This window comes from Bradyrhizobium erythrophlei, assembly GCF_900129505.1.
GTDB lineage: Bacteria > Pseudomonadota > Alphaproteobacteria > Rhizobiales > Xanthobacteraceae > Bradyrhizobium > Bradyrhizobium erythrophlei_D.
This window is the reverse complement of sequence record NZ_LT670818.1, coordinates 3297369-3324086: the sequence shown is the minus strand read 5'-3', so window position 1 is coordinate 3324086 and position 26718 is coordinate 3297369. Positions and strand designations below refer to the sequence as shown.

General features: G+C 59.6%; 14 protein-coding genes and 2 pseudogenes. 10 read left to right on the top strand and 6 right to left on the bottom strand.

Annotation, left to right across the window (positions count from 1 at the left end):
• Window positions 1–21: 21 nt before the first annotated feature.
• Window positions 22–306, top strand: a complete 285-nt coding sequence (locus B5525_RS46310; RefSeq protein WP_244567909.1) for a LexA family protein — start codon at window positions 22–24, stop codon at window positions 304–306.
• Between the two features lie 87 nt (window positions 307–393).
• Here the strand turns inward: B5525_RS46310 and B5525_RS15340 are convergent, their stop codons facing one another.
• On the bottom strand, window positions 394–3267 hold the full coding sequence (locus tag B5525_RS15340) for an ATP-binding protein (RefSeq protein WP_172899884.1): 2874 nt from the start codon (window positions 3265–3267) through the stop codon (window positions 394–396).
• 798 nt (window positions 3268–4065) lie between these two features.
• On the bottom strand, window positions 4066–4269 hold the full coding sequence (locus B5525_RS15330; RefSeq protein WP_154073240.1) for a hypothetical protein: 204 nt from the start codon (window positions 4267–4269) through the stop codon (window positions 4066–4068).
• Window positions 4270–4451: 182 nt separating this feature from the next.
• Here B5525_RS15330 and B5525_RS15325 point away from each other — a divergent pair, with 182 nt between their 5' ends.
• The 4 genes from B5525_RS15325 to rpoH all read left to right on the top strand — a co-directional run bounded on the left by B5525_RS15325 (window position 4452) and on the right by rpoH (window position 8642).
• Window positions 4452–5120, top strand: a complete 669-nt coding sequence (locus B5525_RS15325) for a response regulator transcription factor (RefSeq protein ID WP_244567908.1) — start codon at window positions 4452–4454, stop codon at window positions 5118–5120.
• A gap of 92 nt (window positions 5121–5212) precedes the next feature.
• Window positions 5213–5602 (top strand): response regulator transcription factor, encoded by a 390-nt coding sequence (locus tag B5525_RS15320; protein WP_079566748.1) that lies wholly within the window; start codon window positions 5213–5215, stop codon window positions 5600–5602.
• Between the two features lie 1192 nt (window positions 5603–6794).
• Window positions 6795–7481 (top strand): winged helix-turn-helix domain-containing protein, encoded by a 687-nt coding sequence (locus B5525_RS15310; RefSeq protein WP_197687925.1) that lies wholly within the window; start codon window positions 6795–6797, stop codon window positions 7479–7481.
• Window positions 7482–7709: 228 nt separating this feature from the next.
• Window positions 7710–8642 carry an RNA polymerase sigma factor RpoH gene (gene rpoH / locus B5525_RS15305; protein WP_079566745.1) on the top strand — a complete coding sequence of 311 codons (933 nt, stop codon included), beginning with the start codon at window positions 7710–7712 and terminating at the stop codon, window positions 8640–8642.
• A gap of 265 nt (window positions 8643–8907) precedes the next feature.
• On the opposite strand, the gene B5525_RS15300 is transcribed toward rpoH, so the two are convergent.
• A complete protein-coding gene (locus B5525_RS15300) occupies window positions 8908–11205 on the bottom strand; it encodes an FdhF/YdeP family oxidoreductase (RefSeq protein WP_079566744.1) in 2298 nt (765 codons plus the stop codon).
• Window positions 11206–11761: 556 nt separating this feature from the next.
• Here B5525_RS15300 and B5525_RS15295 point away from each other — a divergent pair.
• Window positions 11762–12031 carry a hypothetical protein gene (locus B5525_RS15295; RefSeq protein WP_079566743.1) on the top strand — a complete coding sequence of 90 codons (270 nt, stop codon included), beginning with the start codon at window positions 11762–11764 and terminating at the stop codon, window positions 12029–12031.
• Window positions 12032–12729: 698 nt separating this feature from the next.
• Window positions 12730–13269, top strand: a pseudogene (locus B5525_RS15290) (efflux RND transporter permease subunit); the annotation flags it as partial.
• Window positions 13270–13759: 490 nt separating this feature from the next.
• Here the strand turns inward: B5525_RS15290 and B5525_RS15285 are convergent.
• The 3 genes from B5525_RS15285 to B5525_RS15275 all read right to left on the bottom strand — a co-directional run bounded on the left by B5525_RS15285 (window position 13760) and on the right by B5525_RS15275 (window position 17794).
• Complete coding sequence (locus B5525_RS15285; RefSeq protein ID WP_154073239.1) at window positions 13760–15154, bottom strand: cytochrome B6; 1395 nt, start codon at window positions 15152–15154, stop codon at window positions 13760–13762.
• A 229-nt stretch (window positions 15155–15383) separates the two neighbouring features.
• Window positions 15384–16376 (bottom strand): cytochrome d ubiquinol oxidase subunit II, encoded by a 993-nt coding sequence (cydB, locus tag B5525_RS15280; protein WP_079566741.1) that lies wholly within the window; start codon window positions 16374–16376, stop codon window positions 15384–15386.
• A 2-nt stretch (window positions 16377–16378) separates the two neighbouring features.
• A complete protein-coding gene (locus B5525_RS15275) occupies window positions 16379–17794 on the bottom strand; it encodes a cytochrome ubiquinol oxidase subunit I (RefSeq protein WP_079566740.1) in 1416 nt (471 codons plus the stop codon).
• Window positions 17795–18116: 322 nt separating this feature from the next.
• On the opposite strand from B5525_RS15275, the gene B5525_RS15270 reads away from it, so the two are divergent.
• The 3 genes and pseudogenes from B5525_RS15270 to B5525_RS15260 all read left to right on the top strand — a co-directional run bounded on the left by B5525_RS15270 (window position 18117) and on the right by B5525_RS15260 (window position 26517).
• Entirely contained in the window at window positions 18117–18911 is a 795-nt protein-coding gene (locus B5525_RS15270) for a transcriptional initiation protein Tat (protein ID WP_154073238.1), read from the top strand.
• A 411-nt stretch (window positions 18912–19322) separates the two neighbouring features.
• A complete protein-coding gene (locus B5525_RS15265; RefSeq protein ID WP_079573402.1) occupies window positions 19323–20594 on the top strand; it encodes a cupin domain-containing protein in 1272 nt (423 codons plus the stop codon).
• Window positions 20595–21053: 459 nt separating this feature from the next.
• Window positions 21054–26517: pseudogene (locus B5525_RS15260) on the top strand (trifunctional serine/threonine-protein kinase/ATP-binding protein/sensor histidine kinase).
• The last annotated feature ends 201 nt before the right edge of the window (window positions 26518–26718 follow it).

The following is a 26718-nucleotide window of genomic DNA, read 5'->3' as shown; positions in this document are numbered from 1 at the left end:
GGGATTCCTCGCCGAGCCAGCATGGCTGGCGCGGACGGTGCTCGGGTCATCCAGCGCTGCCGCGCGTTGGCTGCGGTGCGGCACCAGAGTGTTCAACCTCGTGCGGCTGAATGTCTCTCCCCGTCGATCATTTTTTTGTGCCAGCGCCACTTTCAAGTCAGCCCGCCCTCGGTCCACCAGATGATTGTGACGCTCGAACGAAATGGCCTCATTCGGCGTCAACCCGGCGTCGCCCGAAGCATCCAGATCCTCGTTGCGCCGAAAGACCTGCCCATCCTGGATTGGCTCAAAATCAACCAGTCATAATCACTGTGACGAGGTACTAGCGAATACCGGGTGCAGTTTACGCGCCTTTTCTGACGTTCCTCACGGCGATTCTCCCAACGCCCTGCATTATGGCGGCACCCCCTCAAGCATGGTGCGGGCGGCCTGCAGATCCGCGGTCGCAAAACCTTCGGTAAACCGATCATAAACCGATGCAAGCGGTGCTCTCGCCTCGTGGCGGCGACCTTGACTCACCCTCAAACGGGCAATGGTGAGGGCGACCCGCAGCTCCCAGAATAGAGCGCCCTGCTCGCGAGCCATTTGGGCCGCCTGGTTAAAGCAATCTTCGGCCGCCAGGGCGGACTGATCCGCGGCTTGCTGGAGCAGCACTTCGCCTTTGATGCGGAGCAACTCAGGGGCATACCACCCGTGCCCGTCCTCGCCGGCAGCCGCCATCGCGTCGTCCAAGGCGCCGAGAGCCTCGTCGAGCAGCCCTGTCCCGGCAAACGCCAACGCGAGAGCGCCCTTGAACTCCGGATACGACAGGCGCCACCCGGTTCGGCCGCACGTCTCGAAGGCGTCGCGCAATATCAGCAGGCCTTGCGCGAACTCGCCCCGTTCGACCAGCAACTTCCCTTTCAGGAAGTGACCCGCGGTCGCCCAGAGGAGCGCGTTCAAACGGGTGGCCGCCTCGATTAAACGCGCGATCTCCCGATCGGCGGTTGCGACGTCACCTGTCATCGTCGCGATGCGGCAGATGCCGTGATACAGAATCCGACAAAGCTGGAGTTGGTGATCTGTGCCTTGCAGCTCTTTCAGGCTGAGGTGAGCTTCATTGAGCGCCTGTTCCGCGAAACCCTGCATCCAAAGCGCCCGAGCCAACATCGCCCGGGCCGCTGCATGGTCGTTCGAATCGTAATAAATCGCGCTATGGCGCCCCCCCGGCACCGCGGGAAATCGAAGAACGCGTTCCAAATATTGCTGGGCCTCGCGAGGTCTGCCTCTCGTGATTAGCATGGCGCCCATTTGCTGATAGGCGAAACGGATGAGTAACGGGTCGTCAATACGATGAGCAATTTGCTCGATCCGTTCCGCCGCGATCTGCGCCCTACCGTATTCCCCGCGAAAAGAGTAAACGGCTAACAGCGTCGACAGACCCCCCGCCTGCGCATTGAGATCATTCAGCGCATCGGCGGTTTCGAGTGCCTCGGTCAGGAGGGTTTTTGTCTGTTCTGCGGGACCCATAGTGACGAAGATCGCACTCGCGAGGGCCATCTGCAGCTCCATTCGCAGCGATCTGTTCGCGGTCACACGCGGTTCAAGACTGAGCAGCGCGCGTTCGCAGCGTTCGCGGCATTCACGCATCAGCGACAGGTGTCGCCAGACCGGCGCATAGGCGGCTGTGAGGTCGACGCCAATCGCCGGGTCTCCGGCTGAGGAGAAGGACCAGTCGAGCGCCGCGCGAACGTTGTCGATCTCTCGAACACGGCGCGCCAAGTCCTCATCCGATAAAGACGATCTGGCGCCTCGTGCCTGCGGCGTGACGAGATCGCGAAAATAGAATGCTTGGCGCCCCGCGGCGACGTCGGCCTCGGCGTGCTCGACAAGCTTCTCGAGCGCGTAGGCACGGATCGTTTCCGGCAGAGTCCAGCGGGCGCCGGCGCCCGATTTGTCCAGCGCGACCCACGATTTTGCGACGAGATTGGCGATGCCGTCCAGCACCGCTGATGCATCGAATCCGGTATCCTTCATGACGGCGGCGGCGGCATCGATGGTGAATCCCCCGGGGAAGACGGCCAGGCGCCGCAGCAACCGCCGCTCTGTTTCCGGCAGCAGCTCATGGCTCCAATCGAGCGTCGCGCGCAGTGTCCGGTGCCGCGGAAGCGCCGTGCGGCGGCCGGCCGTCAACAGCGCGAAGCGATCGCGCAAGCCGGCGGCTACCCCTTGAACGCTGAGAACAGCGGCGCGAGCCGCCGCGAACTCGATAGCGAGCGGTATGCCGTCGAGGTGTCGACAGATCGTGGCAATCGACCCGAGGTCTTCGGCGTGCGGCGAGAAGCCTGCGCTCAGCGCTTTTGTCCTGGCGACGAACAGCTCCACCGCGCTGTATTGCATGATGTAGTCCGGCGCCGCTTGCCCGAGGGCGGGCACGTCGAGCGGCGGGACGCGATAGACGGACTCGCCGTCGATCCGCAGGACTTCGCGGCTGGTTGCCACAATCGTGGTGCGCGGGCACAAGCGCGTGAAGGTCTCGGCCAGGTTCGCCACCGCGTCGATGACGTGTTCGCAATTATCGAGCACAAGCACGAGATGTCTTCCACCAACGGCGCGAGCGACAGACTCCGCCGAAATCTCGCCGGCGAGCTTCAGCCCGAGCGTGCTGGCTACCGTAGACGGGACGAGGCCGGGGTCGGACAGCGAGGCCAGTTCGACGATCCACCCCCCGTCTTCAAAGTCGGGCAGGAGGTAACGGACGGCTTTGATGGCGAGCGAGGTCTTCCCGATGCCACCAGGGCCCGTCAAGGTCACCACCCGATAGGCAGAGACGAGGTCTCGCACAAACTGCGCAGCCGCGGCCCGACCGATCAGGCGGTTAATAAGCGCGGGAAAATTGTTCGCCGGCGGCGCTCCGGATGTACGGGTCAGAGGTGAATAGACCGGCGGGGCGCTCCCTTCCCGCTGCTGAGTGGTCCAGCTCCCGAGCAGGCGATAGCCGCGACCGGAGACCGTCTTCAGCATGGCTCGATCAGGGCCTAGCGCCTTGCGGACCGCTGAGATGTGGACGTGGAGCGTACCTTCGCCGACGACCGCGCCCGGCCACACCCGTTCCATCATATGGTCCTTGGTGACGAGCTCGGTGGCCGATTCTACGAGGACCGTGACGATCTCGAAGGCCCGGCCGCCGAGCGGCACGGGAATCCCGCGCGACCGCAGCTCGCGCCGGCTGAGGTCGATCTCCCATTGATCGCAGGCATAGACCAGATTTCCGCTTGCTTCAGACATCCCGCCCTCGCGGACTAGATCGGCTGAAATTTTGCCTTTCATTGTGGCACGCGCAATACTCCTGCCGCCTAATAAAGCGACAGCTCGTGACCAAAGCAGGACCGTCCAGCCACGGTAACCACGCACCGCAAGCATCGCGCCAGTCGCGATCCGAGCGCACGGTTGGTGGGCATGGACGACAGGTATAGTCTTTGAGACACAGCCAGGCGACCTCACCGGGACAGCCGCGATTTAAGAATTCTTAAGGTCGGCCCTAAGGAAAAGCCCTCCGGCGGCTGCTACACTACCTCAATTCGGAGGTGGGCCATGCCTCAGACCGAGTTGGCGTCCGCGAACGGGGTCCCGATCCTAAGGCAGCTATCGGCGTCGATTGGCGAAATCAACCAGCCTATCAGTGCTGTCGTCATGAACGCCGAAGCCGCTCTGCGGCTGCTCCTCGCCCAGCCGACAGATGCGGAAGCAGTCGCGGGCGGTTGCTCGCTTGTATCGTCAAGGACGGAATGCGCACTGGCGACATCGTTAACCGCACCTATGCGCTGATCAAAGAAAGCGCCGCCACGGAGGGGACGCCTGGAGATCAACGCTGTGGGTGCGGATGAAACTGGCAAAGGACTTGCCGCCGGTTCAGGGCGATCGAGTTCAACTGCTACGGCTTATGGTTAGTTTAATCATCAACGCCATCGAAACAGTGAGCCCACATGCCGCAGGAAACACGGCCGGCATTTAGAAGTTGCTGCTGGACGTTAAAGGCGTCGTTCGGGAGACCATCGAGCTGGTGCACCTTCAGTTAATCAGCTGTTAGCTGGCCTTGCGAACGCAGTTGGCACACACGCTACTCTGATCCTGGGTGATCGGGTCCAATTGCAGCAGGTAATTAACAACTTGGCGATGAACGGTATTGAAGCGGCGGAATCCGTCACGGTTCGGCGGCGCGAACTTGTGATCCAACATGGCCAGGAGGCGACGGGCCGGCGTATTCGTCGGTGTGACGGATTGCGGCATAGGGATCTCCTCCGAGAACGCAGATCGGCTGTTCACCACCAAATACAGCCGCATAGGCAGGGGACTGTCGGTCTGCCCGTTCGATCGTGGAAGCTCACCGGGGACAATTGCCGGCTTCCGGCAATGAGGGGGCGCGGTGCGACGTTCCAATTCGTCCTGCCTTAGCATCGGGAGGATATGTTGTGATTTACCAGATCAAATCATCGCCTGAACCCGCGCGCGCCAATGAGCCGATTGTCTTCGTCATCGACGACGACGAATCCATGCGCAGGGCGCTCACCAATCTTTTTCAATCGGTTGGATTACAGGTCAAGGCGTTCGGTTCGGCGCCAGAAATACTGCAAAGACAGCTTCCGGACGTTACCAGCTGCCTGGTCCTCGACATCAGATTGCCCGGATTGAGCGGCTTGGACGCTCAAAACGAACTAGCCAAAGCGAACATTCACATTCCAATCATCTTTATGACTGGCCATGGGGATATCCCGATGACCGTCAGGGCCATGAAGAGCGGCGCGGTCGATTTCCTCACGAAACCGTTTCGCGATCAAGACATGCTGGATGCCGTGTTAGCGGCAATTGAGCGGGATCGGAAGAGGCGCGAGGCTGAGAAGATCACCGCGAACCTCCAGGCCCTGTTTGAGACACTGACCGCCCGCGAGCGGGACGTTTTGGCCTTGGTCACTTCTGGCCTGATGAACAAACAGGTAGCAGCCGAGATTGGACTCGCTGAGATTACCGTGAAGATCTATCGCGGTCATATTATGAAGAAAATGGGCGCGAGGTCGTTGGCCGATTTGATCAGAATAGCGGAGACGCTCGGAATTCGGCGTGCGAGGGCCTCTGGTTTGTAAACCTATGTATATTTTGCAATCTTGTCTCGCTGCCTCATCTTAGCTGTGTGGCACGAGCGCTGCGTTTGGTTCCCGCAATTGGAAGGTTCGTCTTGTCAAGGCCTTTGGACATTGCCGTCATTGACGATGATGCGTCCGTCCGTGCTGCGACGAACAACCTTCTCTCGTCGCACGGGTATATCGTCCATACATTTGCCTCGGCCGAGGACTTCTTACGGTCGCCTCAACTGCAGGGCGCGTCGTGCATAGTTACGGATGTGCAAATGCCGGCGATGAGCGGTTTGGATCTGCTCATCCATATGCGCGCCCAGGGTCACCGTGCGCGATTCATTTTCATTACGGCCTTTCCCGATGAGAACGTTCGCGCCCGAGCGCTGAAGGCCGGAGCAATTTGCTTCCTGCGCAAGCCCTTTGCTGGACCCACCTTGATCAAATACCTCGACAACGCGCTGGAAGCACATCGCGGCAGAACTGACACCTGAGACGGTGAGCGCCGGCGCAGCATCGCACCTGCTACCTGCGGGAGTGGATTCGAGTACCGTCGGCAGGTGTCTTGGTCGCCCCGGAGAAAAGCCCCAGTGGGAATAGCTGACCCCATTTATCTTGATTGAACGTGAATGCAGAGCGTGGCGCGACTATCGGCTTCGTTCGGCATCTAATGACAGCATTGCGGGCCGACTCATTGCGCCGGTCAATCGAGCCATCGAAAAAAGGCACCCGAAACCTCCGTATAGTTTGCCGATCCCTTTCAATATCGGGCTCTTACCCATGTATCATTGAGGCTTGCTCGGCATCAGCTTAGTCTCGCTGCCAATCGGAAGCGCCTGTTGCAGGTGACGGCATGTCTACGATCCAGGTCAACGAGCCAGCAAACGAGGCAGGCACCAACCACTCCGCACGCCAGGTCCAGAGGAGGCAATAATGTGCAGCACTCCGCAATATGTTCGTAACGGCGCGGCCAAGCGTTGCGCGATCTGTGGCTTAATCCGAACGTTACTCCTGGCGAACCGCACTCTGTTCAACGAAGTGCGCAGAACGCTTCAGGACCCGTCGGGAGGTTACAAATGGTTACGTCGAGCAAGCCGCCGCCTGACAACGGCTGCGGCAAGCAGTACGCGCCAATGTCTCGACGTCCAGGATTTCGCAGCAAGCTAGAGCGACAATTGGGAAACGCGACATGAGATTCGTACTGGTGAATGGAAGGACACCCTGCCGACGATCCTTGTGTGTGAGGTGCGATCAGCCGATCGGGGCGGGTTACCTCCGAGAAGTCGGAACGCGGCTCGCCTACTGCAATCATGATTGCTACGCCGATCGCTGCAATATTGCGATCCTGCTTCTTGCAAATCAGTCAAGAGCATCAGGATTAGTCTAGGATGACGGCCCCCTCCTCGATTTGCCGCTTATGCGCAAAAGGACTCGACTACGAGATCTGCTGAACGATCAACCAATTCGGCCATCGGAGACCAATCCGAAGTCAAGGGAAAGGACGTTGCGATGAGCACTCATAACACCAGCCTTGATACCCGCCATCGGACCGACACGGCATTCATCGGTGCCGATTCCGATTCGGGGGTTTCGGAGCCGAGATCGGGCTCAATACATTCGCAAAATTCATCACCCAGATCGGGAGGGCATTGTAGTGCCGTTCGGAACACGCGGCTGGCGCCGAGGTTGCAGAATGAAACGGCGGAGGTTCTGGCCGATATCGACGGCTTACCCATTCTGGTGCGTTTCCACGTCCATGAAATACCCGCGGAAGTCCAATCGGAGCTCGTCTCCCGGGGCGCCGATGTTCATTCGCTGCTCTCAAACACACTCGCGAAGATGATTGATCGAATGCGCGGGTCTTGCCAGCGAACTGACGCCCCCTCCAAAACGCCACTCACGATAGTTGAATTGTTGCCCAGCGGAGACTCTTTGGCCCGGCTGCCTGTTCAGCTCAATGAAACGGTGCTGCGCGTGGGGCCGATCGAGCTCGATCTGCTCGATCGCACTGCGAAGCGTGGCGACCGTCGTATCAATCTGCGGCCGCGCGAGTTTCAGTTGCTCAAGTACATGATGCAACGAAGCGACACATTGCTGACGCGGGCAACCCTCTTGAAGGAGGTATGGCATTATAAATTCGTTCCTAAAACGAACCTTGTCGATGTTCATCTGGGCCGACTGCGCCGCAAGGTCGACGGATCAAACGAAGCGCCCTTGATTCGCAACGTCCGTGGCGAGGGCTTCGTTCTGAGTGCGACTCCGCTCTCGCAGAGTTCGCCACCGAGACCGGCCAATGTCGGCGACAGCGATGCGATCCTCGCCGACACAAAACCCGGCCTGGCCAGCTTGTGTCGTTCAGTCGCCGGAGCATGACATCGGAGATGGACGAGGCACCTTGCCCGGCTCGTGCGGGGCCGCGCATGAGGCAACTAATAGGGGATGCACGCGCGCGGCGCCCGCACGCCCGAGGGTCACACTCCGAATTTAATGACCTAAACGCCCAATTTAGTGGCTCCCCAATGTCCTCTGACTATCATTTCGTAATTCGCTCGAGCTTCGGGCGGAAGAAAGACTCCGGTTTTCTGCGACAGAGGAGCTGACATGAACATCGATGCAGAATTCACACTGCTCGCATTTCGTCCCGCTACGCGCGACACTGCGTTCAATAGGGACAGCATCGACAGCGGTTATCTGCACGACATCCGCCGTTTCGAGTTACTCGAAAGGGACCAGGAGTACGACCTCGCCAAGCGTTGGCGCGAGTGCGGTGACCATGATGCCGCACACCAGCTTGTCACGAGCCATCTGCGTCTCGCCGCCAAAATTGCCAGGGCTTATCGCGGCTACGGTCTGCCCACTTCGGAAATTATCTCCGAAGGCAACGTCGGCCTGATGCAGGCAGTGAATCGCTTTGAGCCCGAACGAGGCTTTCGCCTTGCCACTTACGCGGTGTGGTGGATCAGGGCCTCGATACAGGACTACATTCTGCGGTCGTGGTCCCTTGTAAAACTCGGCACTACCAAAAACCAGAAGAAGCTCTTCTTCAAGCTAGGCGCGGCCAAACGTAAAATATCTGCGCTGGACGGTGGTCGTGATCTGCGTCCCGATCAAGTAACGCTGATTGCAAATAGCCTGGATGTCACGGATCGGGAAGTTATTGACATGGATCGCCGCATACTCGGTGATACATCGCTCAACGCACAAATCCGGGACGAAGACGACGCCGAAGAATGGCAGAACTGCCTCGTAGATCAGTCCCCCTCGCCGGAAGCCATCGTCGCCGAGCAGGACGAAAGGCACTACCAGCATAAGGCGCTTGCCTGCGCAATCGAGGTGCTAACCGGCCGAGAACGTCGCATCTTCGAAGCCCGCCATTTGGCCAACGAACCAACGACGCTGGAAGATCTCGCGGTGGAATTCAACGTGTCGCTTGAACGCGTCCGCCAAATCGAAGCGTGCGCGTTTGAGAAAGTGCGAAAGGCGGCCAGGAAGCGCGCCGCGAAAATACGGGCGCCAGCGACAATGTCTGCTTAGCAGGCCTTCGAAAGGCAACTCGCTGCGATCGGTGCTGATCGGGTCGCATTGCAGGTTCGGAGGCTGGCAGGGGATTCGATCCCCGCCGGCCGCCCGCCATGCGACAGTTTAACTGCTCCCGCATGGCCAATTTCATGCTCTAATTTCTCGCTTCTTTCACCCCGCAACTCATCCGAAACGCTTCCCACACAATTGAATACGGTATGCTGCTTGGCCGGCACCGACGACGGCCGCCCTTCGCCGCACGCGCATATCCATTTTATATCTAGCTTTGCGCGGCGCAGATCAGAACGGGAGTCGACTTGTAAGAGGGTGTTCCGGATTTGACGTCGTATTGATCGAGCGCAACCAGGACATTTGCCTCCGGATAGTACGCCGCGACAGAGCCCTGCGCGATGTCATACGCGATCGCTGTCAGATTGCGCATGACCCGCTGCCCCGGCTTCGATACAGTATCGGGTACGACCGTCATATCGACGAGATCGCCGTGCTTCAGCCCGCGACTGGAGAGATCGCGTTCGTTGACGAACACGACGTCACGGCGCCCCGTAACTCCACGATAGCGATCATTCATGCCGTAGATCGTCGTATTGTACTGATCATGACTTCTGATTGTTGTGAGCGTGAGAGCTTCACGATTCGCGACACGCGGATCTTCATCGAGCCCGGAATATACGAAAAAATTGGCCTTCTTCGTCGGTGTCAGCCACTCACGCTCCGATGCAGCAACGCGCAGCCGAAATCCACCCGGCTGCTTGATCCGGGCATTGAAGTCTGCAAAATCCGGAAAGACCGCCTCGATGCAATCGCGGATCTTGCCATAATCTGAAACCAGCTCCGCCCATCCGACCCGCGTGTTCGGCAACGTTGCCCGCGCCATCTCCGCGATGATTGCTGGTTCCGACTTGAGATGCTCGGACGCGGGTTTCAGTCCGCCGCGCGAAGCGTGAACCATCGACATTGAATCTTCCACGGTAATCGACTGGGGACCGCTCGCCTGAGTGTCAATCTCGGTCCGCCCCAGGCAGGGAAGAATGAAAGATTGTTTCGCCAACAGCAAATGGGAGCGATTTAGCTTGGTGGCGATATGAACCGCAAGATCGAGATTCCGCATCGCCTTGAACGTCACTTCCGGGTCGGACATCGCAACGGCAAGATTGCCGCCAAGACAGACCAGAGCCTTCGAGCGCCCGTCCCGAATCGCCTCGACCGCTTCGAGCGCGTTGTGGCCCTTGTTGCGCGGCGGTTCAAATCCGAAGACGCGGCCTATTGCGTTCAGAAGCGCATCACTTGGAATCTCAGTAATGCCGACCGTGCGATCTCCCTGCACATTGGAGTGGCCGCGCAGCGGAGAAATGCCGGCGCCCTTGCGACCGATATTGCCGCGGAGCATCAACAGATTGGCGATCTGCTGCACATTGCCCGTGCCGTGGCGATGCTGGGTGATCCCCATGCCGTAATTGATGATGACCCGCTCTGCCTTGGCGTAGATACCGCCCGCGAACTCGATATCTGAGCGCGACAGACCCGACGCCTGCTCAATCGCAACCCAGGAGGTTGCATCAAGGTCAGCCAGTAGTTCATCGATGCCCGTTGTATGCCTCCCAATAAATTCGCGGTCGAGGACACCGGGACCTCCTTCCGCAAGACTTTTCGCGTCGAGTGCCACGACGGTCTTCATGATTCCCTTCAGCACTGCGATGTCCCCGCCGACCTTCACCAGATGGTAGGTTGACGCGATCGGCGTCGAATTCAGCGTCAACATCTCGACGGGGTGCTGCGGCGACGTAAACCGCTCCAGCCCGCGCTCACGAAGCGGGTTTAACACGATGATCGGCACGCCTCGCTTCGAGACCTCGCGCAGCGTCGTCAGCATGCGCGGATGATTGGTCCCGGGATTGTGTCCGATGCAAAAGACCGCGTCGGCATACTGGAAATCCTCCAAAGTCACTGTTCCCTTGCCAACCCCGATCGACTCCGGCAGGCCGACGCTCGTCGCCTCGTGACACATGTTCGAGCAGTCGGGAAAGTTGTTGGTTCCGTATTCCCGCGCAAACACCTGATAGAGGAAAGCCGCCTCGTTGGAGGCGCGGCCGGATGTGTAAAACTCCGCCATATCGGGGTGTGGCAATCCACGCAGCGCGGCGCCGATTTTCGCCAGCGCCTTGTCCCAGGAAATGGGCAGGTATCGATCCGTTGCCCGGTCGTAGGCCATCGGGTGCGTGAGACGACCCTCATTCTCCAGGTCGAAGTCCGGCCAATTCCAGAGTTCGCTGACCGTATGCGCCGCAAAGAACTCCGGTGTCGTTCGCTTGGCGGTCGCTTCCCATGAGACGGCTTTCGCTCCATTCTCGCAGAACTCGAACGACGACGTATGCTTCGGATCGGGCCAGGCGCAGCCCGGGCAATCGAACCCGTGCGGCTGGTTCATGGTAAGAAGACCGCGAGTCTCTTTCACAATGGCCTTCTGACCGCGAACGGCATCTGCCACGGCTTTCAGGGCACCCCACCCCGCGGCCGCTCCCTCGTAGTCGCCGACCCCCGCAACTTCGTCTTCCCTCATTGCGCTCTCCATTATCGTCGGCACGATAGCCGTGAGATATTCCGTGATGGATAAATGCTCACCAACACAGTTGATACGATAAATATCGGGAACGACCGCCGCCCGCTCAAATAACAATATTGTTAATTTTTCTAAGTCGGACGCGCGAACACTCAACGTTATGTTTCGACGATTAACTCAAAATTCACAGACACAATATTCGAATTCAACTCGATGCTTGCAAAGACCTCGCTGAGGCGGCGCCAAAACAATAAACGCGAATTTAGTTGGACATTTCAGGCAAGCTATCAACCCCTGATCCCGCACGATGCGGCATCATCGTTACAACCAAGCACCATTCCTTCATGTTGTTGAGGCGGGATCTGACAAACGCTTGAAACGTACGCCCATCATGCGATTCGCGGGTGCCCGTCGAAATAGGCCTTCGCCTATTCAAAACAGGCCATTCTCTAAAACACAATTTAGTAGGTACCGGCGGATTGCGAACCTACATCAGAATGTAACGGCGTCGATGACCGACGGCGGGATGGTTTCAAACCGAAGAAATGGAGCAACGATGAAAAATCTGAGAACTCTGAGTGCGGCAGTCGCGCTTGCAGCGATCCTGCCACTGGTAACACCAGGCGCCAGCCTTGCGGCGGGCCGTGGCCCGGGCTCCTGCACAACGCCCGCGGGCGACGCTGTTGCCGACGACGGGCCCGCGATGAACGCCGGCCAGCTGATGGCCGGCGTCGGCCAATGTCAGCGCCTTGGCAGCTGGCACCTTCACTATAGCCCCGTGCCGGATGCTGCGCTTCAGAATCCATATTACGACGAAGAGCGCTAAGTTGCGACGCCGATCCTCGCGGACGCGAGGATCGGCGCTGCGATGCCAGGCCGCGCCATACCCGATCCTTGGGGAAACGCTGTCGTCAAAGACGGTGCGTCCGCCCAATATCCGGGTGACAGCTCCCTCGCCCGGGTCGCCGATCTGCGTCAGTTGCAGTCCGGGCACCTCAAAGAGCTTCTTTGCAAGCGGGCTCGGCGAACTATCGCCGTTTCCGAGGATTCATTACGGTGCGGAAGCCCTCAGCAGGAAAATCATCCTCTTCGAGTTTTCTCGAATCCCGCCCAGCCATTTGAAACAGACAACTTCCCTGAGCTACCACGCAAGAAAACACGCCATCGTTTTCTGCAATCGGACTGACCAGCGGCCCGATGCATCCAGTTGCTTTCACAGCAGCGCGCGCGGTCGAAGTAACGAGATAGCTTGGGTTAGAGGGTCCAAAATGGACGATCTCGCATCAAATCAGATCGGGTCCGGGCAGCTGGATTCGACCCAAAGCTCCGCACGTCTCGATTGAACTCGAATTTCGTGTCCTAAACGCCATTTTAGTGGCTCCGCGATGCCTCCCACCTATCATTTCAGTAGTTCGCTCGAGCTTCGGGCGGAGAAGACATCCGGCTTTCCGCGAAAGAGGAGTTGACATGAGCATCGACGCACAATTCCTACCCTTCGCACTGCGCCCAGCTAAGAGCACGTCGATCCTCATACTCGCGGCGTTGTTCGTTATCTACCTCATCCTCGGCGTGCTCTATGAGAGCCTGATCCACCCGATCACGATTATCTCTGCGCTCCCCTCAGCCGGCGTCGGCGCCCTGCTGCTGATGGCGGTGCATATCGATCTCAGCGTGATCGCGATCGTCGGCCTCATACTGCTGATTGGCATCGTCAAGAAGAACGGCATCATGCTGGTGGATTTCGCCATGCAAGCCGAACAGAGTGAAGGCCTCACGACGGAGGAATCGATCTATCAGGCCTGCATCAAGCGCTTCCGGCCAATTCTGATGACGACGATGGCGGCGCTGCTCGGCGCCGTGCCGATGATGGTGGGTACGGGGGTTGGCTCGGAGATCCGCCAACCGCTCGGTTACGCCATCGTCGGCGGCCTCGCGGTGTCGCAGATCCTCACCCTCTACACGACGCCCGTCGTCTACATCTATCTCGACAAGCTGCAGAACCGGCTGTTCGGACATAAGAAGCAAGCGGCTCCCAGCGGCGCACAGCCGGTGCCCGCCGAATGATCGAGGACCGCAGCGGTGTCCAATTCGTCCGCATGCAGAGGACACGCTACCGTCGTGGCGGCGAATAGCTACCAGCGGCTCGCCCAAATAGCGTAACAGGAATTCTGAACATAAAAGTCGCATCTACACCACTCAGTGCGGCGCACTTTTGATGCTTTGCTCCAACTTCGCTCCGCAAGAAGCCAAGGCTAAAAGCTAAAAGCAGTGCGGAGTCACCGTTGGTTGATAGCCCGTCGCCAAAGCCGGTTCAGAATCATCCGAAGCAAAACTGATGACCACGAACTTGTAATGCCTGGTCTCACCAGGCGTTTCAATTTCGGACGACTGAACGCGAATTTAGTAGAGAAGGCGAATAGCGATCCTCATCTTCAGTCTATCGCGACGTCGGCGATTGCCTTGTTGGGACACGCCAGCGTCCGACTATTTCTGTTGCGGAAAGTCCCGCCCATCCCAAAGGAGAATGTCATGAGAGGACGAGTGATGATGGTGGTCAGAGGGTGCGAAGGAACGCAACCAGATCACGCTTTTCGTCGCTCGTTAGTTTCGTGCCGAGCACCAAATTGAAGAACTCGACCGTATCATCGAGCGTCAGCAGGCGCCCGTCGTGCATATAGGGCGGCGAATCCTTGATGCCGCGCAGCGGGAAGGTCTTGACGGCTCCGTCACCGACTTCACTCATGCCGTTGATCATCTCCGGCTTGAAGAAGCGCTCGGTCTTGAGATCATGCATCAGGTCGTCGGTGTAATAAGGCGCGGCGTGGCAGGCACTGCACCGGCCCTTGCCGAAGAAGACCTCCTGGCCGCGCAGTTCGGCTTGCGTGGCCTTGGTCGGATCGAGCCTGCCGAACACGTCAAGCTTCGGGGCCGGCGGGAAGCCCAGTTCCTCCTGGAACTCTGCCATCAAGCCGACCTGGCTGATCCGATCGAGGGGGTTCAGACCCTTCTTGGCGGCGATCACGTGGTCACCGTCGAAATAGGCTCCTGCCTGTTCGAATTGGGTGAAATCCTCGATGGTCTTGAGCGCGCGCTGCGAGCCGAACAGCCGCTGGATTTGCACGCCGCGCAGCGTCGGGGTGACGACGCGATGACGGGATTCTTCCGGACGGGCATCGGGAGCCAGGTGCGTGGCCTTGTTGGTGTGGCCGTTCGAGTGACAGTCAAAGCACGCTGAGCCACGGCTCGGCAGCTCGGAACGGCGGTCCTCGGTCAGATTGAATTGCTGCTGCGGGAACGCAGTGAGGAGCAGCCGCAGCCCTTCCAACTGCTTGGGAGGGACAATGCCGTTAAACAGCTCGTAATAATTCTCGATGGTGACGAGCTTGCCTTGCGTAACGTCGCCGAGGTCAGTGCGCTGATTGAGATACATCGGCGGCGGGAACTCCGGCAAGAAGTGGTCGGGGATGTCATACTCGACGTCGAAACGCGTGAGATCGCGTCCCTCCTGCCGCTTGATCTCGTCGATCAGGAAGTGCGGGAACACGAAGCCGCCTGCCGAATGCTTCGGATGGGGTAACGGATAGAATCCTTTGGGAAACGCGTTCTCCTCGCGAATCTGCTCCGGGCTCATATTCGCAAGAGCCTCCCAGGTCTTTCCTGCCGGGAGCTTGACGCGAACTCCTTCCTGCACCGGTTTTGTGCGGTCCATGGTGATGCCGGCCGCCGGCCGATCGCTCAGGTCATACCGCTCGTTGAGAAGCGCCATGTGCTCGCGCGTGACATCCGGCTTCTGTGCGGACAGCCTGGCGAGGATCGCTGAGAAGGGTTCCATGATGTCCACCGGCATGTAGCTCGACTTCCCGCGTGGCCCTTGCTGTGCGTAGGCGAAGCTGGACACAACAATGCAAGCGGCCACTCCGGCCAGAACCCTGGTCTTCATTAGGATCATGACGCTCTCCTTGATGTTTCTCCCTGGGCGCCCCCGCATTCACTTCGAAGTTGCGTGAGTTACTTACCTTCAAGAACGGTTATGGCATCAAGCCTTACACGCAACCACACTCGATGCGCGATCCTCTTCTCTCGCGACGCCGATCTTCGCCGGCGCCTTCATTTCGAATTTGCGACCTCGGAGGAACACTCCGCGTGGACACGTAGTCGCTCGGCTCTTTGTCTGAAATTCAATGGTGTCCGTATCCGGTTGTTTCCCTGACCTTACCTCGGAAGACGCTGTAGCTGACGATGGTGTAGATGAGCATGAGCGGGAAGACGATCAGCCCGCATCCCCAGAACATGAACACGAGACTGGATTGCGGCGAGGCGGCTTGCTGGACGGTGAAGACGGAAGGGATCATGTATGGCCAGAAGGACAGCGCCAGCGTGCCGAACGCCGACATAAAGATCACCGTGACCATGTAGAACGGCAAGTAGTCGTTGTGTTTGACGATGCTGAGGGCGAGCACGATAGCTGCCATCGCTCCGAACGCCGGGAATACGAACAGATAAGGCCGGTCGATCCAGCGATGCAGGATCGGAAGATTTTCGGCCAGCGCGTAACCAAAGACAACTACGAGGAACGTCAGTACGCCCACCGCAAGCACCGGGATCTGACGGTGCGCTACGTCGCGAACGTCGCCCTCGCATTTTCTGACCAGCCAGCAGGCACCGAGAAGCGCGTAGCCAAGGCACAGGCCAATGCCGCAAAGGATGGCAAACGGCGTCAGCCAGCCGACCGCACCGCCGGAATATTCACCGTTCGTGAACGGCAACCCTTCCACCAGGGCACCCACCGTCATCCCTTGTATGAAGGTCGCGATCAGCGACCCGCCGGCAAAGCTCAGATCCCAGATCCAGCGCAGCCGCTGCGTCTTGTAACGAAACTCGAATGCCACTCCGCGCAAAATCAGGCCCATCAGCATGACAATGAGGGGTAGATAGAAGGCCGACAGCAACGTCGCATAGACGATCGGGAAAGCTCCCCACAGAATAACCGCGGTGACCACCAGCCAGGTCTCGTTGCCGTCCCAGATCGGCGCGACGGCGCTCAACATGCCGCCGCGCCTGGTTTCTCCGCTCGCCAGTCCGAACAGTAGTCCGACGCCGAGGTCAACACCATCGAGCAGCACGTAGAGCAGAATGCTGATGGCCAAAAGCGAGACCCAGAACATGACCATGGTTATTCTCCTGCGCCGACGTGGCTCGTTTCGTCAATTGGTCCTTCATCGGCCAGAGACATCGGCCGGTTCGGAACGGCAAGATGGGGGATATCGAACAGCTTTCCACGAGGACCTGTGCGAATGAGCCGGTAGATGTAAAACGTGCCAAACAGGAAGATGAATGCGTAAACCGAACAGAAGATGGCAAGCGAGATCGTCGCCTCGGTCGTGGTCAAGAATGGCGTGATGGCATCCGCGGTTCGCAACACTCCAAAGACCACCCAGGGCTGACGGCCGACCTCAGCGGTGAACCAGCCGGTGATGATCGCAACAAAGGGCAGTGGAAAGCTCAGGAAAGTCACCCAAAGCAGCGGGCGATTGTACGCCAGTCGGTGCTTGTAGCTCAGATAGCTGCCGAGCCAGGCGAGCCCCAGCATCACCAGACCGCAGCCCACCATGATCCGGAAGGTGAAGAACGGAATGACGACCGGCGGCCAGTTCTCCCGAGGGATACTGTTAAGCCCGGTTTCCGCGGCCGTGAAACTGTCGGAATCGATCAGGCTGCCGAAGGGCGGGGGCAACGTGATCGCGAACAGGTTGCGCCGGTTCTCCACATCAGGCCAGGCAAACAGCACTTCCGAGCCCGGCTTCTCGTCATTCCAGCGTCCCTCGATCGCCGCCATCTTCGAGGGCTGGTAGGTGTTGACATACTCACCGTTCAGATGTCCGAACAGCAGTTGGATCGGCATCAGCACGGCCGCCAGACCAAGGCCCATGCGCAGCATGATCCGGGACTCGGCGTGGTATACCTTCCGCAGAATGTACCATGCCCCGGTCGCGGCAACACAGAAAGCACCGGTCAGGTAGGCAGCGAGCAGCATGTGGGGAAATCGCGACCAGACCACCGAATTGAAGAGGATCTTGGTCCAATCGTTCGGAACGAAGGCGCCGTTTTCCATGACGTAGCCCGATGGCACCTGCATCCAGCTGTTGTTGACCATGATGAAGAACGCCGAAAACGTGGTCCCCAGCGCAACCATCCCGGTTGAAAATAGATAGAACCATGGCGGTACGCGGCTGCGGCCAAAGATCAGGACGCCGAAGAAACTGGCCTCGAGCATGAACGCCCAAAAGGTCTCGTACATCAGGAGCGGTCCCTGGATCGGCCCCGACATTTTGGACAGCACGCTCCAGTTGGTGCCGAACTGGAATGCCATCACGATCCCGGATACCACACCCAATCCGAATGCAATGCCGAATATCTTCAGCCAGAATTCGAAGATCACGCGATAGACCGGGCGGCCGGTCGCAAGGCCCATGGCCTCCAGGACGGTGAGCCAGGCTGCCAGCCCGATCGTGAAGGATGGAAAGATGATGTGAAACGTGATGGTGAAGGCGAACTGAATTCGCGAGAGGAGAAGCGCCGTCATATCCATCGTAGTTCTCCCGGCCTAGGACGAGACCACTGCGACGAGATTAATAATCGGGCAAGGGAGGGCCACTAAATTCCTGGTCAATTTTTCGAATTCGAACTGCAGCGATCGTGCTGGCCAGCGTTCTCGGGCAAGCGGATCAGGAGAAAAATTGCGCAGCGATGCGCTTCAGTTTCCCGGCGGTACAATTCCATCGGGACACCCTGTGCCTCGTCACTGCGTTCCACCAAGGTCTGCGGAAGGATTGTCATCATAAAAACGGATTTATTGGCATCGAAAGACGTCGCTGCATATCTGCCTGAGACGTAAACAGGAGATGACGTCCATGAAAATCATCAAGGGCAGAAGAGGCATACTGAGAACATTCGCCTTGACCGTGGCCACAGGCGCGATCGGTCTTGCGACAGCTGCAGCAAAGCCGGCGGGAGCGGCCGTTGAGTCCGCGCTGACGGCTCCCGGTGCCGCCCACCTTGAAGCGTTGAAGAAGCGTCTCACGCAGGCACCCCGTCGTCGCGATTTCAAAACCGTGCCTATGATCTTGAACGATCGGCAGCAATGGGATCACGAAGCATTGACAGAAGTGCTCGCCTACGGACCTGTGCCCAAGCAGGCCTGGGACAATATCGACATCGCAGGTCCCTGGCTGAGCCTGATGCGCAACGCGCTTAATACCCAGATATGGTCGTTCAAGCATCCGGATTTCCTCGCTGTTTCGGTTACTCATGGTACGGCGGATCTAGCGCTCTACGATCAGGAGATGTGGGACAAGTATCAGCTCACCAGACTGGCCGGCGAGAAATTCAAGACCAACACGCTGATCGTCGAGCAGAAGGCCGCGGCTGCCGATCCCACGAACTATGAGGACCCAGCGGGCCCCTTCTCCAGCGAGGACAATTCGATAGCGGCGCTGATGCGCCGCGGCGTTGTTTTCATGTGCTGTCACAATGCCATTTGGGAACAGGCAGCGGCCCTAATCAAAGCGGGCCTCAATCCTGACAAACTCCCGCATGCCGCGCTCGCGGCTGAATTGACCAACCATCTGGTGGATGGCGTCGTTCTAATTCCCGGTGCGGGCGGCACGATGCTCGAATTGCAGCAGGTCGGTTTTCACTACGCATAGCAACAGCGGAGCTCCATCGCCCGTCACGACAGGAAACTTAACGTGGTCATTCCCGACTCTTCTGCCCAACGCAGCAACGCAGATCGATTGCGGATGGGCGAACATACGACCTGAAGCTTACGTATGCAGCATCTGGGGTTACACGCGTTTAGAGCAATCTCCACGCCGATCCCGCGACCACTCAGAACGAATGGGAGCAATCCGAAACCAATATTTGATGGCGCAAATAGGCCCGCGGGCTAGATCACGTTCGGAGCAGCGTGCTGGCATTTCGCATTGCGATCTTTAGTTCGCTGTCGGCGCTGCATGCAAGTTCCACCCTTTTTAAACCCAAATTTAATGGTGCGCGAAAAGCTCGCGACTATTTCTCGATTGTTTGAAATTCAATTCCTGCAACAGGAGCGACATATGATTTTCTCAAGGCGTGACGTGTTGGCGGCGACGGCCGCGGGTGGAGTGGTGGCGGCAGCGACAATGACCACGGCGGATGCCGCTACTCCGGTGAGGAGCGATATCACCTTCGGCAATCCGAACGATCCGCCGCAAGGTGCCGTCAACGCCAAGAATCCAAGGAGCGTCAGCGATCCCGGTCCACAGAATCCGGCCATCAGGGACCAGTTTCCGGCTGCATTTTCCCCACCGCCGACCGACGTCGGCGATATGCCGCTGAGCTGGGCTTCGTTCAACAACGCGCCACGGCGCATTCAAAATGGCGGCTGGGCGCGCCAGGTGACACAAGACTCCTTCGCCGTTGCCGACACCATCTCCGGCGTCAACATGAGGCTGACGTCCGGCGGCATCCGGGAGATGCACTGGCACCAGTTTGCCGAGTGGGCCTACATGACCTACGGCACCTGCCGGATCACCACTCTCGACGAATTGGGCCGACCCTATATCGCTGACGTGAAAGAAGGCGACCTCTGGTTTTTCCCCGCCGGCCTGCCGCATTCACTGCAGGGGCTCGGCCCGGACGGCTGCGAGTTCCTGATATGCTTCGATGAAGGCAAGGCCTCCGAGTTCACCACCCTGTTGGTGTCGGAATGGTTCACGCATACGCCGCCGGATATCCTCGCCCAGAACTTCGGTGTTCCTGTCGAAACGTTCAAGGATATACCGCTGCGCGACCTCTACATCTTCCAGGGCAATTTACCCGGCGATCTGGCCGCGGACCGCGACGCGGTGAGCGGAAAGGGCGCGCCGCCGCACCCGTTCACCTTCTCGCTCGGATCGGGGGCCCCGGCGCGCGAAACCAAGGGCGGTACGGTGCACATTGCCGACAGCCGCAACTTCACCGTTTCCACAACGATCGCCGCCGCACTGGTGACCGTGCGTCCCGGCGGCCTGCGCGAGATGCACTGGCACCCCAACGCCGATGAATGGCAGTACTGGATCAAGGGCAAGGGGCAGATGACGATCTTCAACACCGGCCCGAACGCTGTCACCATGGACTTCAATGCCGGCGACATCGGCTACGTCAAGAAGAACCTCGGACATTATATCAAGAACACCGGCGATACCGATCTGCAGTTCCTCGAGGTGTTCAGGGCTCCCCAGTTCATGGATGTTTCCCTGTCCGACTGGATTGCCCGTACGCCGCCGGCGATGGTTGCCCAGCACCTGAACGTAAGCGAGGCGACGATCGCAAAATTCCCGAAGAACAAGCCGGAAGTCATGCCGGTCTGATCGGAGCACCTGGGCGGCCATTGCCACAAGCGATATGCCGCCCTTCGAATTCCGAGACCAAGCGCACCAGGTTTGCTCAATGGGCAAGCATCGGCGCGCCAGACAGCGTCACCATCGGCAGGGCCGCCGAGAAGACCGTAACCGTGACTTCCGAGAAGTCACGGTCGGTGATCCCGTGGCGAACATGCCTTGTGCAACAAAGCCAAACCCCTGGCTCGGTTTGTGCCATCCCGGAAGTCAGTCGCATTCTTCCTCGCCAGCCGGCTTTAAGAGCAAAAGGCCGACATGGCTCTCCCCATCGGCTAGCCGTAATATACCACCGATCGTGATATCGCCGCATTTTTGGCGTCGGTTTTTAGATTGATGGGCTAAAGAAAACGTAAGCAGGTCAATGCACTAAAGTAGTCCTCCTGTCAGGAGGCCCTCGTGAACGAGTTCTCGAGCTACGCATTCTCGCCGCTGCGGGAGGGAGATATTTCTCTCTTCCGGGGCTCTGGCATCGGGTTGGCGCCGATCCTGCTCGTTGCGGCTGACGAATCTTCGCTCGGTTGCGTCCAGCGGCTCGAACACGAATATGCGCTCAAGGCCGAACTTGACGCAGGCTGGGCGGCGCGACCCGTCGCGCTGACACGCCACAACGATCGCATGACGCTGGTACTTGAGGATCCTGGCGGTGTGCCGGTCGATCGACTGCTTGGCCGGCCACTGGACCTATCGCGCTTCCTGCGCATCGCGATCCCTCTCGCGGGGGCGCTCCGCCGAGTGCATGAGCGAGGCCTGATCCACAAGGATATCAAGCCGGCAAACATCCTGGTGGATGCGGCAAGCGGCGGGGTGTGGCTGACGGGATTCGGCATTGCCTCGCGTCTGCCGCGCGAGCGCCAAGTCCCGGCCCCGCCGGAGGTGATCGCCGGGACGCTCGCCTACATGGCGCCGGAACAAACCGGCCGGATGAACCGCTCGGTGGACTCCCGCAGCGATCTCTATGCGCTAGGCGTCACCTTTTACGAGATGCTGACGGGGCAGCTCCCCTTCACCGCTGCCGATCCGATGGAGTGGGTGCACTGCCATATCGCGCGGCAACCAATCCCGCCCAACGAGCGTGTTGCAGACATCCCGGAGCCGCTCGCAGCACTGGTGATGAAGCTGCTCGCCAAGACCGCCGAGCAGCGCTACCAGACTGGCGCTGGTGTCGAGGCTGATCTTCGAAAATGCCTCGCGGACCTAGAGTTATATGGCCGCATCGACGGATTTCCGCTTGGCGAGCACGATGGGTCGGACCGGCTGCTGATCCCGGAGAAGCTCTACGGCCGGGAGCGCGAGATTGAGGCGCTGATTGCAGCTTTCGACAGAGTTGTGGCCCAAGGCAGCACGGAGTTCGTGCTCGTATCCGGATATTCCGGCATCGGTAAATCCTCGGTGGTGAACGAACTGCACAGGGCGCTCGTACCTTCACGTGGCCTGTTCGCGTCCGGCAAGTTCGATCAGTACAAGCGCGATATTCCATACGCGACCTTGGGCCACGCCTTCCAGCGTCTTGTCCGATCGCTCCTGAGCCAAAGCGAGGCCGAGCTTGGCCGGTGGCGGAAGTCCCTGAGCGAGGCGCTGGGTCCCAACGGTCAGCTCATGGTCAACCTCGTTCCCGAACTGGAACTTGTGATTGGCAAACAGCCGCCGGTCGCGGATTTGCCGCCGCAGGACGCGCAGCATCGCTTCCAAATGGTTTTCCGGTGCTTCCTTGCGGTATTCGCGCGCAAGAAGCACCCGCTTGCGCTGTTCCTCGATGATTTGCAATGGCTGGATGCGGCGACGCTCGACCTGCTCGAGCATCTGGTTACGCATTCGGAAGTGCGGCACCTGCTGCTGGTCGGCGCCTATCGGGACAACGAAGTCACTCCCTCTCACCCGCTGCTGCGCACACTCAATGCTGTCCGCAAGGCGGGAGCGTTCGTGCAGGAGATCAGTCTTGCGCCGCTCGCCCGAGAAGACCTGGAGCGGCTCATTGGCGATGCGCTTGGCTGCGCACCGGGGGATTCCGCCTCGCTGGCGCGACTGGTGCACGAGAAGACGGGTGGCAATCCGTTTTTCGCCATTCAGTTCATTTCTGCGCTTGCCGAAGAGGGGTTGCTCCGCTTCGATCATGACGCGGCGCGCTGGCACTGGGAGCTCGATCGCGTTCACGCCAAGGGGTACACCGACAATGTGGTGGACCTCATGGTCGGGAGATTGACCCGCCTGCCCGTCGAGACTCGCGCGGCGTTGCAGCAGCTCGCCTGCCTCGGTAACGTCACCGAAATCGGGATGCTTTCGATCGTTCTCGGGAAATCGAACGAGGACGTCGGTTCGGATCTGTGGGAGGCCGTTCGTCTGGAGCTGGCCGAGCACCTGGTGGACTCGTACAAGTTCACCCACGACCGGGTCCAGGAGGCCGCCTATTCTCTCATACCGGAACGGTTGCGTGCCGAGGCGCACCTCCGCATCGGAAGGCTGCTCGTAGCGCATACCCCTGCGGAAAAACACGAAGAGGCCATCTTCGATATCGTCAATCAGCTCAACCGCGGCGCCGCACTGATCACCTCGCGAGACGAGCGCGAGCAACTGGCCGAGCTCAACCTGATCGCGGGCAAGCGCGCGAAGGTGTCTACCGCTTGTGCCTCCGCGCTGATCTATCTCGCCGCCGGCGCGGCGCTGCTGGCGGAAGACTCGTGGGAGCGCCGGCACGAGCTCGCCTTTGCGCTGGAGCTGCACCGGGCCGAATGCGAATTCCTCACAGGCGCGCTGGCGGAAGCGGAGCAGCGCCTGGCGGCATTGTCGACCCGCGCAGCAACGACGGTCGAACGCGCAAGCGTCGCCTGCCTGCGGGCGGATCTGTACACGACCCTCGATCAGGGCAGCCGGGCGATCGCCGTCGGTCTCGACTACCTCCGGCATCTGGGCATCGACTGGTCGCCACACCCAACGGAAGGGGAAGCGCGACGCGAAGCGGATATGGTCGCAGCTCGGGAGCAGCACGATCGAGGAACTCATCGAGCTGCCTTTGATGAGCGACCCGGCATCCCTCGCGACGTTGGACGTTCTGACCAAGATCGGGCCACCTGCATTGTATACGGATGCGAACCTGCTTGCCCTGGTTATCTGCCGAGCGGTCAATCTCAGCCTTGAGCGCGGCAACTGCGACGCTTCGTGCGCCGCCTATACGTTCCTTGGCATTATCGCGGGCGCATGCTTCGGCGACTACCAGGCGGCGTACCGCTTCGGTCAGCTCGGCTATGACCTGGTCGAAGGACGCGGACTGACACGTTTCCGGGCCAGGATCTATATGGACTTTGGCAATGTCGTCCTGCCGTGGACGAGACATGTTCGGGCTGGCCGCGATCTGGTGCGCCGCGCGTTCGAGGCGGCAACCAAGGTCGGCGACCTCACTTACGCCGCCTACTGCGGCAACGAATTGAACACGAACCTTCTCGCGGCGGGCGATCCGCTTGCCGAGGTGGAACGCGAAGCGTTGCACGGCCTCGCGTTCGCGCAGAAGGCGCGGTTCGGGTTTGTCATTAACTCCATCGCCCCCCAGCTCGGGCTGATCCGGACGCTGCGCGGTTTGACGCCGACATTCGGCTCCTTCGACGATGATCAGTTTGATGAGCGTCGGATCGAGCGCCATTTTTCAGAAAATCCGGATTTGGCGTTTGTCGAGTGCTGGTACTGGGTCCGCAAGCTGCAAGCGCGCTTCTTTGCCGGTGACTATGCGTCGGCCATTGAGGCCTCGTCTCGGGCGCAACGGCTGATGTGGACATCGCCATCCTACTTCGAAAAGGCCGAATATCAGTTTTACAGCGCGCTGACTTGCGCTGCATCCTGCGACACCGCGCCGGCGGACCAGCGGCGGCAACATGTCGACGAATTGGCCGTTCGCCACCGGCAGCTCCTGCTCTGGGCGGCGAACTGCCCGGATAATTTCGAAAACCGCGCCGCGCTGGTCGGCGCGGAGATTGCTCGCATCGACGGCCGCGACATCGACGCCATGTCTCTCTACGAACAGGCCATCCGCTCGGCTCGCGCAAACGGCTTTGTTCACAATGAGGCGCTCGCCAACGAACTCGCGTCCCGCTTCTATGCGGCGCGCGGCTTCGAGAAGATTGCCCGTGTGTATTTGCAGGACGCCCGTCAAGGCTATCTGCGCTGGGGCGCCGACGGCAAGGTGCGACAACTCGAGCATCTTCATCCCGACCTCCGTGACGCGCAGGTCTCTGCATTTCCCACCGCAACCATCGGCGCGCGCGTCGAACAGCTGGATGTCGGGACGGTGCTCAAGGCCGCGCAGGCGGTGTGCGGCGAAATCGTCCTCGGTGAGCTCATCAAGACGCTGTTGCGGATCGCAATCGAGGACGCCGGCGCAGAGCGTGGTTTGCTGATTCTGTTCCCGGACGATGAGCCACGGATCGCGGCAGAAGCCACGACCGGCCGCGGCCGGGTTGAGGTCACGCTGCGCCAGACGGCCGCCTCGCCAGCCGAGCTTCCCGAATCCGTCCTCCATTACGTGATCCGGACGCGGGAAAGCGTGATCCTTGATGACGCACTGGTCCAGAATGAGTTCTCGGCGGATCCGTATATCTGCCAGAGCCATGCCAGGTCGGTTCTCTGTTTGCCTCTGGTGAAGCAATCCAAACTGATCGGGGTGCTCTATCTCGAGAACAATCTGGCATCGCACGTGTTCACGCCCGCCCGGATCTCGGTGCTGGAACTGCTGGCGTCACAAGCGGCGATATCCCTCGAGAACGCCCGTCTGTACAACGATCTACGGGAACGGGAGGCCAGGATCCGCCGCCTGGTCGATTCGAACATCATCGGGATCATGATCTGGGATTTTCAGGGCCGAATCATCGAGGCCAACGAAGCCATTCTCGACATGCTTGGCTACAGCCATGAAGACCTTATCTCGGGTCCAACGGGGTGGGCAGAGCTGACTCCCGCCGAGTGGCTCGCCGCCGACCAGGATGCGCTGGCCCAGGTCAACGCCACTGGGAGCTGCAGGCCCTACGAGAAGGAATATTTCCGCAAAGACGGCAGCCGCGTGCCGGTTCTGATCGCCGGCGCACTTTTCGAGTGGAAACGAGACGAAGGTGTTGCCTTTGTCCTCGACATGACCGACCGCAAGCGGGCGGAAGAGAAGCTGCGCGCCAGTGAACAGCTCCTCCTCGACGCCCAAATGGAGCTTGCGCACGTGAATCGCGTCACGACGATGGGGGAGCTGGTGGCCTCGATCGCCCATGAAGTGAACCAGCCGCTCGCCGGTGTCATAACCAACGCTGAAGCTTGTCTCCTTTGGCTCGACCGCGGAATCCCCGACCTGAACGCAGTGCGCCGCTCGTTGGAATGGGTAATAGACGACGGCAATCGGGCGAGTAAGGTGATCGGCCGGGTCCGGGCGCTGGCGAAACAATCCCACATTGAAATGGTACCACTCGATGTCAACAACGTCGTCGGGGAGACCATCGCGCTGGTGCAGCGTGAATTGATCAGCCACCAGGTGTCGTTACGAACGGAGTTGGCGTCCGCTCTCCCCACGGTCCTGGGCGATCGGGTTCAACTGCAGCAGGTGATTATCAACCTAGTGATGAATGGCATTGAAGCGATGCAATCGGTCACGGATCGGTCGCGCGAATTAGTGATCCGATCAGGCCAGGACGCGACAGGCCAAGTGATCGTAAGCGTGACGGATTGCGGCGCAGGGATCTCCGGCGAGAATGCAGGCCAGTTGTTCAACCCCTTCTTCACCACCAAATCCGGCGGCATGGGGATGGGACTCTCGATCTGCCGTTCGATCATGGAAGGCCACAGTGGCCGGCTTTGGGCCACGGCAAACGTAGCCCACGGAGCCACGTTTCAGTTCACACTACCGGTGAACGCAGACACTACTGGGTGAGGTTGCTGATCAATAAACCGGCCTTCACTCGAACTTTTTGCGTGGCTGTAAAGGCCAAGTTGCCTTGCAGCTTTCTGGCTCACGACCAAATCGAATACGGTTGGCGCTTGAACAGGCAATTCCGCAGCATAGGCACCGCGCAAGATTCGATCAACATAGGATGCAGCGCCAAACAGGCACTCAGTCTTTCGGAACGAGAGG

Excerpts from the sequence above, each read along its gene's own strand:
- B5525_RS46310 (WP_244567909.1), top strand. The coding sequence starts at position 22 with ATGGCTGGCGCGGACGGTGCTCGGGTCATCCAGCGCTGCCGCGCGTTG.
- B5525_RS15340 (WP_172899884.1), bottom strand. The coding sequence starts at position 3,267 with ATGTCTGAAGCAAGCGGAAATCTGGTCTATGCCTGCGATCAATGGGAG.
- B5525_RS15330 (WP_154073240.1), bottom strand. The coding sequence starts at position 4,269 with ATGCCGCAATCCGTCACACCGACGAATACGCCGGCCCGTCGCCTCCTG.
- rpoH (WP_079566745.1), top strand. The coding sequence starts at position 7,710 with ATGAACATCGATGCAGAATTCACACTGCTCGCATTTCGTCCCGCTACG.
- B5525_RS15300 (WP_079566744.1), bottom strand. The coding sequence starts at position 11,205 with ATGAGGGAAGACGAAGTTGCGGGGGTCGGCGACTACGAGGGAGCGGCC.
- B5525_RS15295 (WP_079566743.1), top strand. The coding sequence starts at position 11,762 with ATGAAAAATCTGAGAACTCTGAGTGCGGCAGTCGCGCTTGCAGCGATC.
- B5525_RS15285 (WP_154073239.1), bottom strand. The coding sequence starts at position 15,154 with ATGATCCTAATGAAGACCAGGGTTCTGGCCGGAGTGGCCGCTTGCATT.
- cydB (WP_079566741.1), bottom strand. The coding sequence starts at position 16,376 with ATGGTCATGTTCTGGGTCTCGCTTTTGGCCATCAGCATTCTGCTCTAC.
- B5525_RS15275 (WP_079566740.1), bottom strand. The coding sequence starts at position 17,794 with ATGGATATGACGGCGCTTCTCCTCTCGCGAATTCAGTTCGCCTTCACC.
- B5525_RS15270 (WP_154073238.1), top strand. The coding sequence starts at position 18,117 with ATGAAAATCATCAAGGGCAGAAGAGGCATACTGAGAACATTCGCCTTG.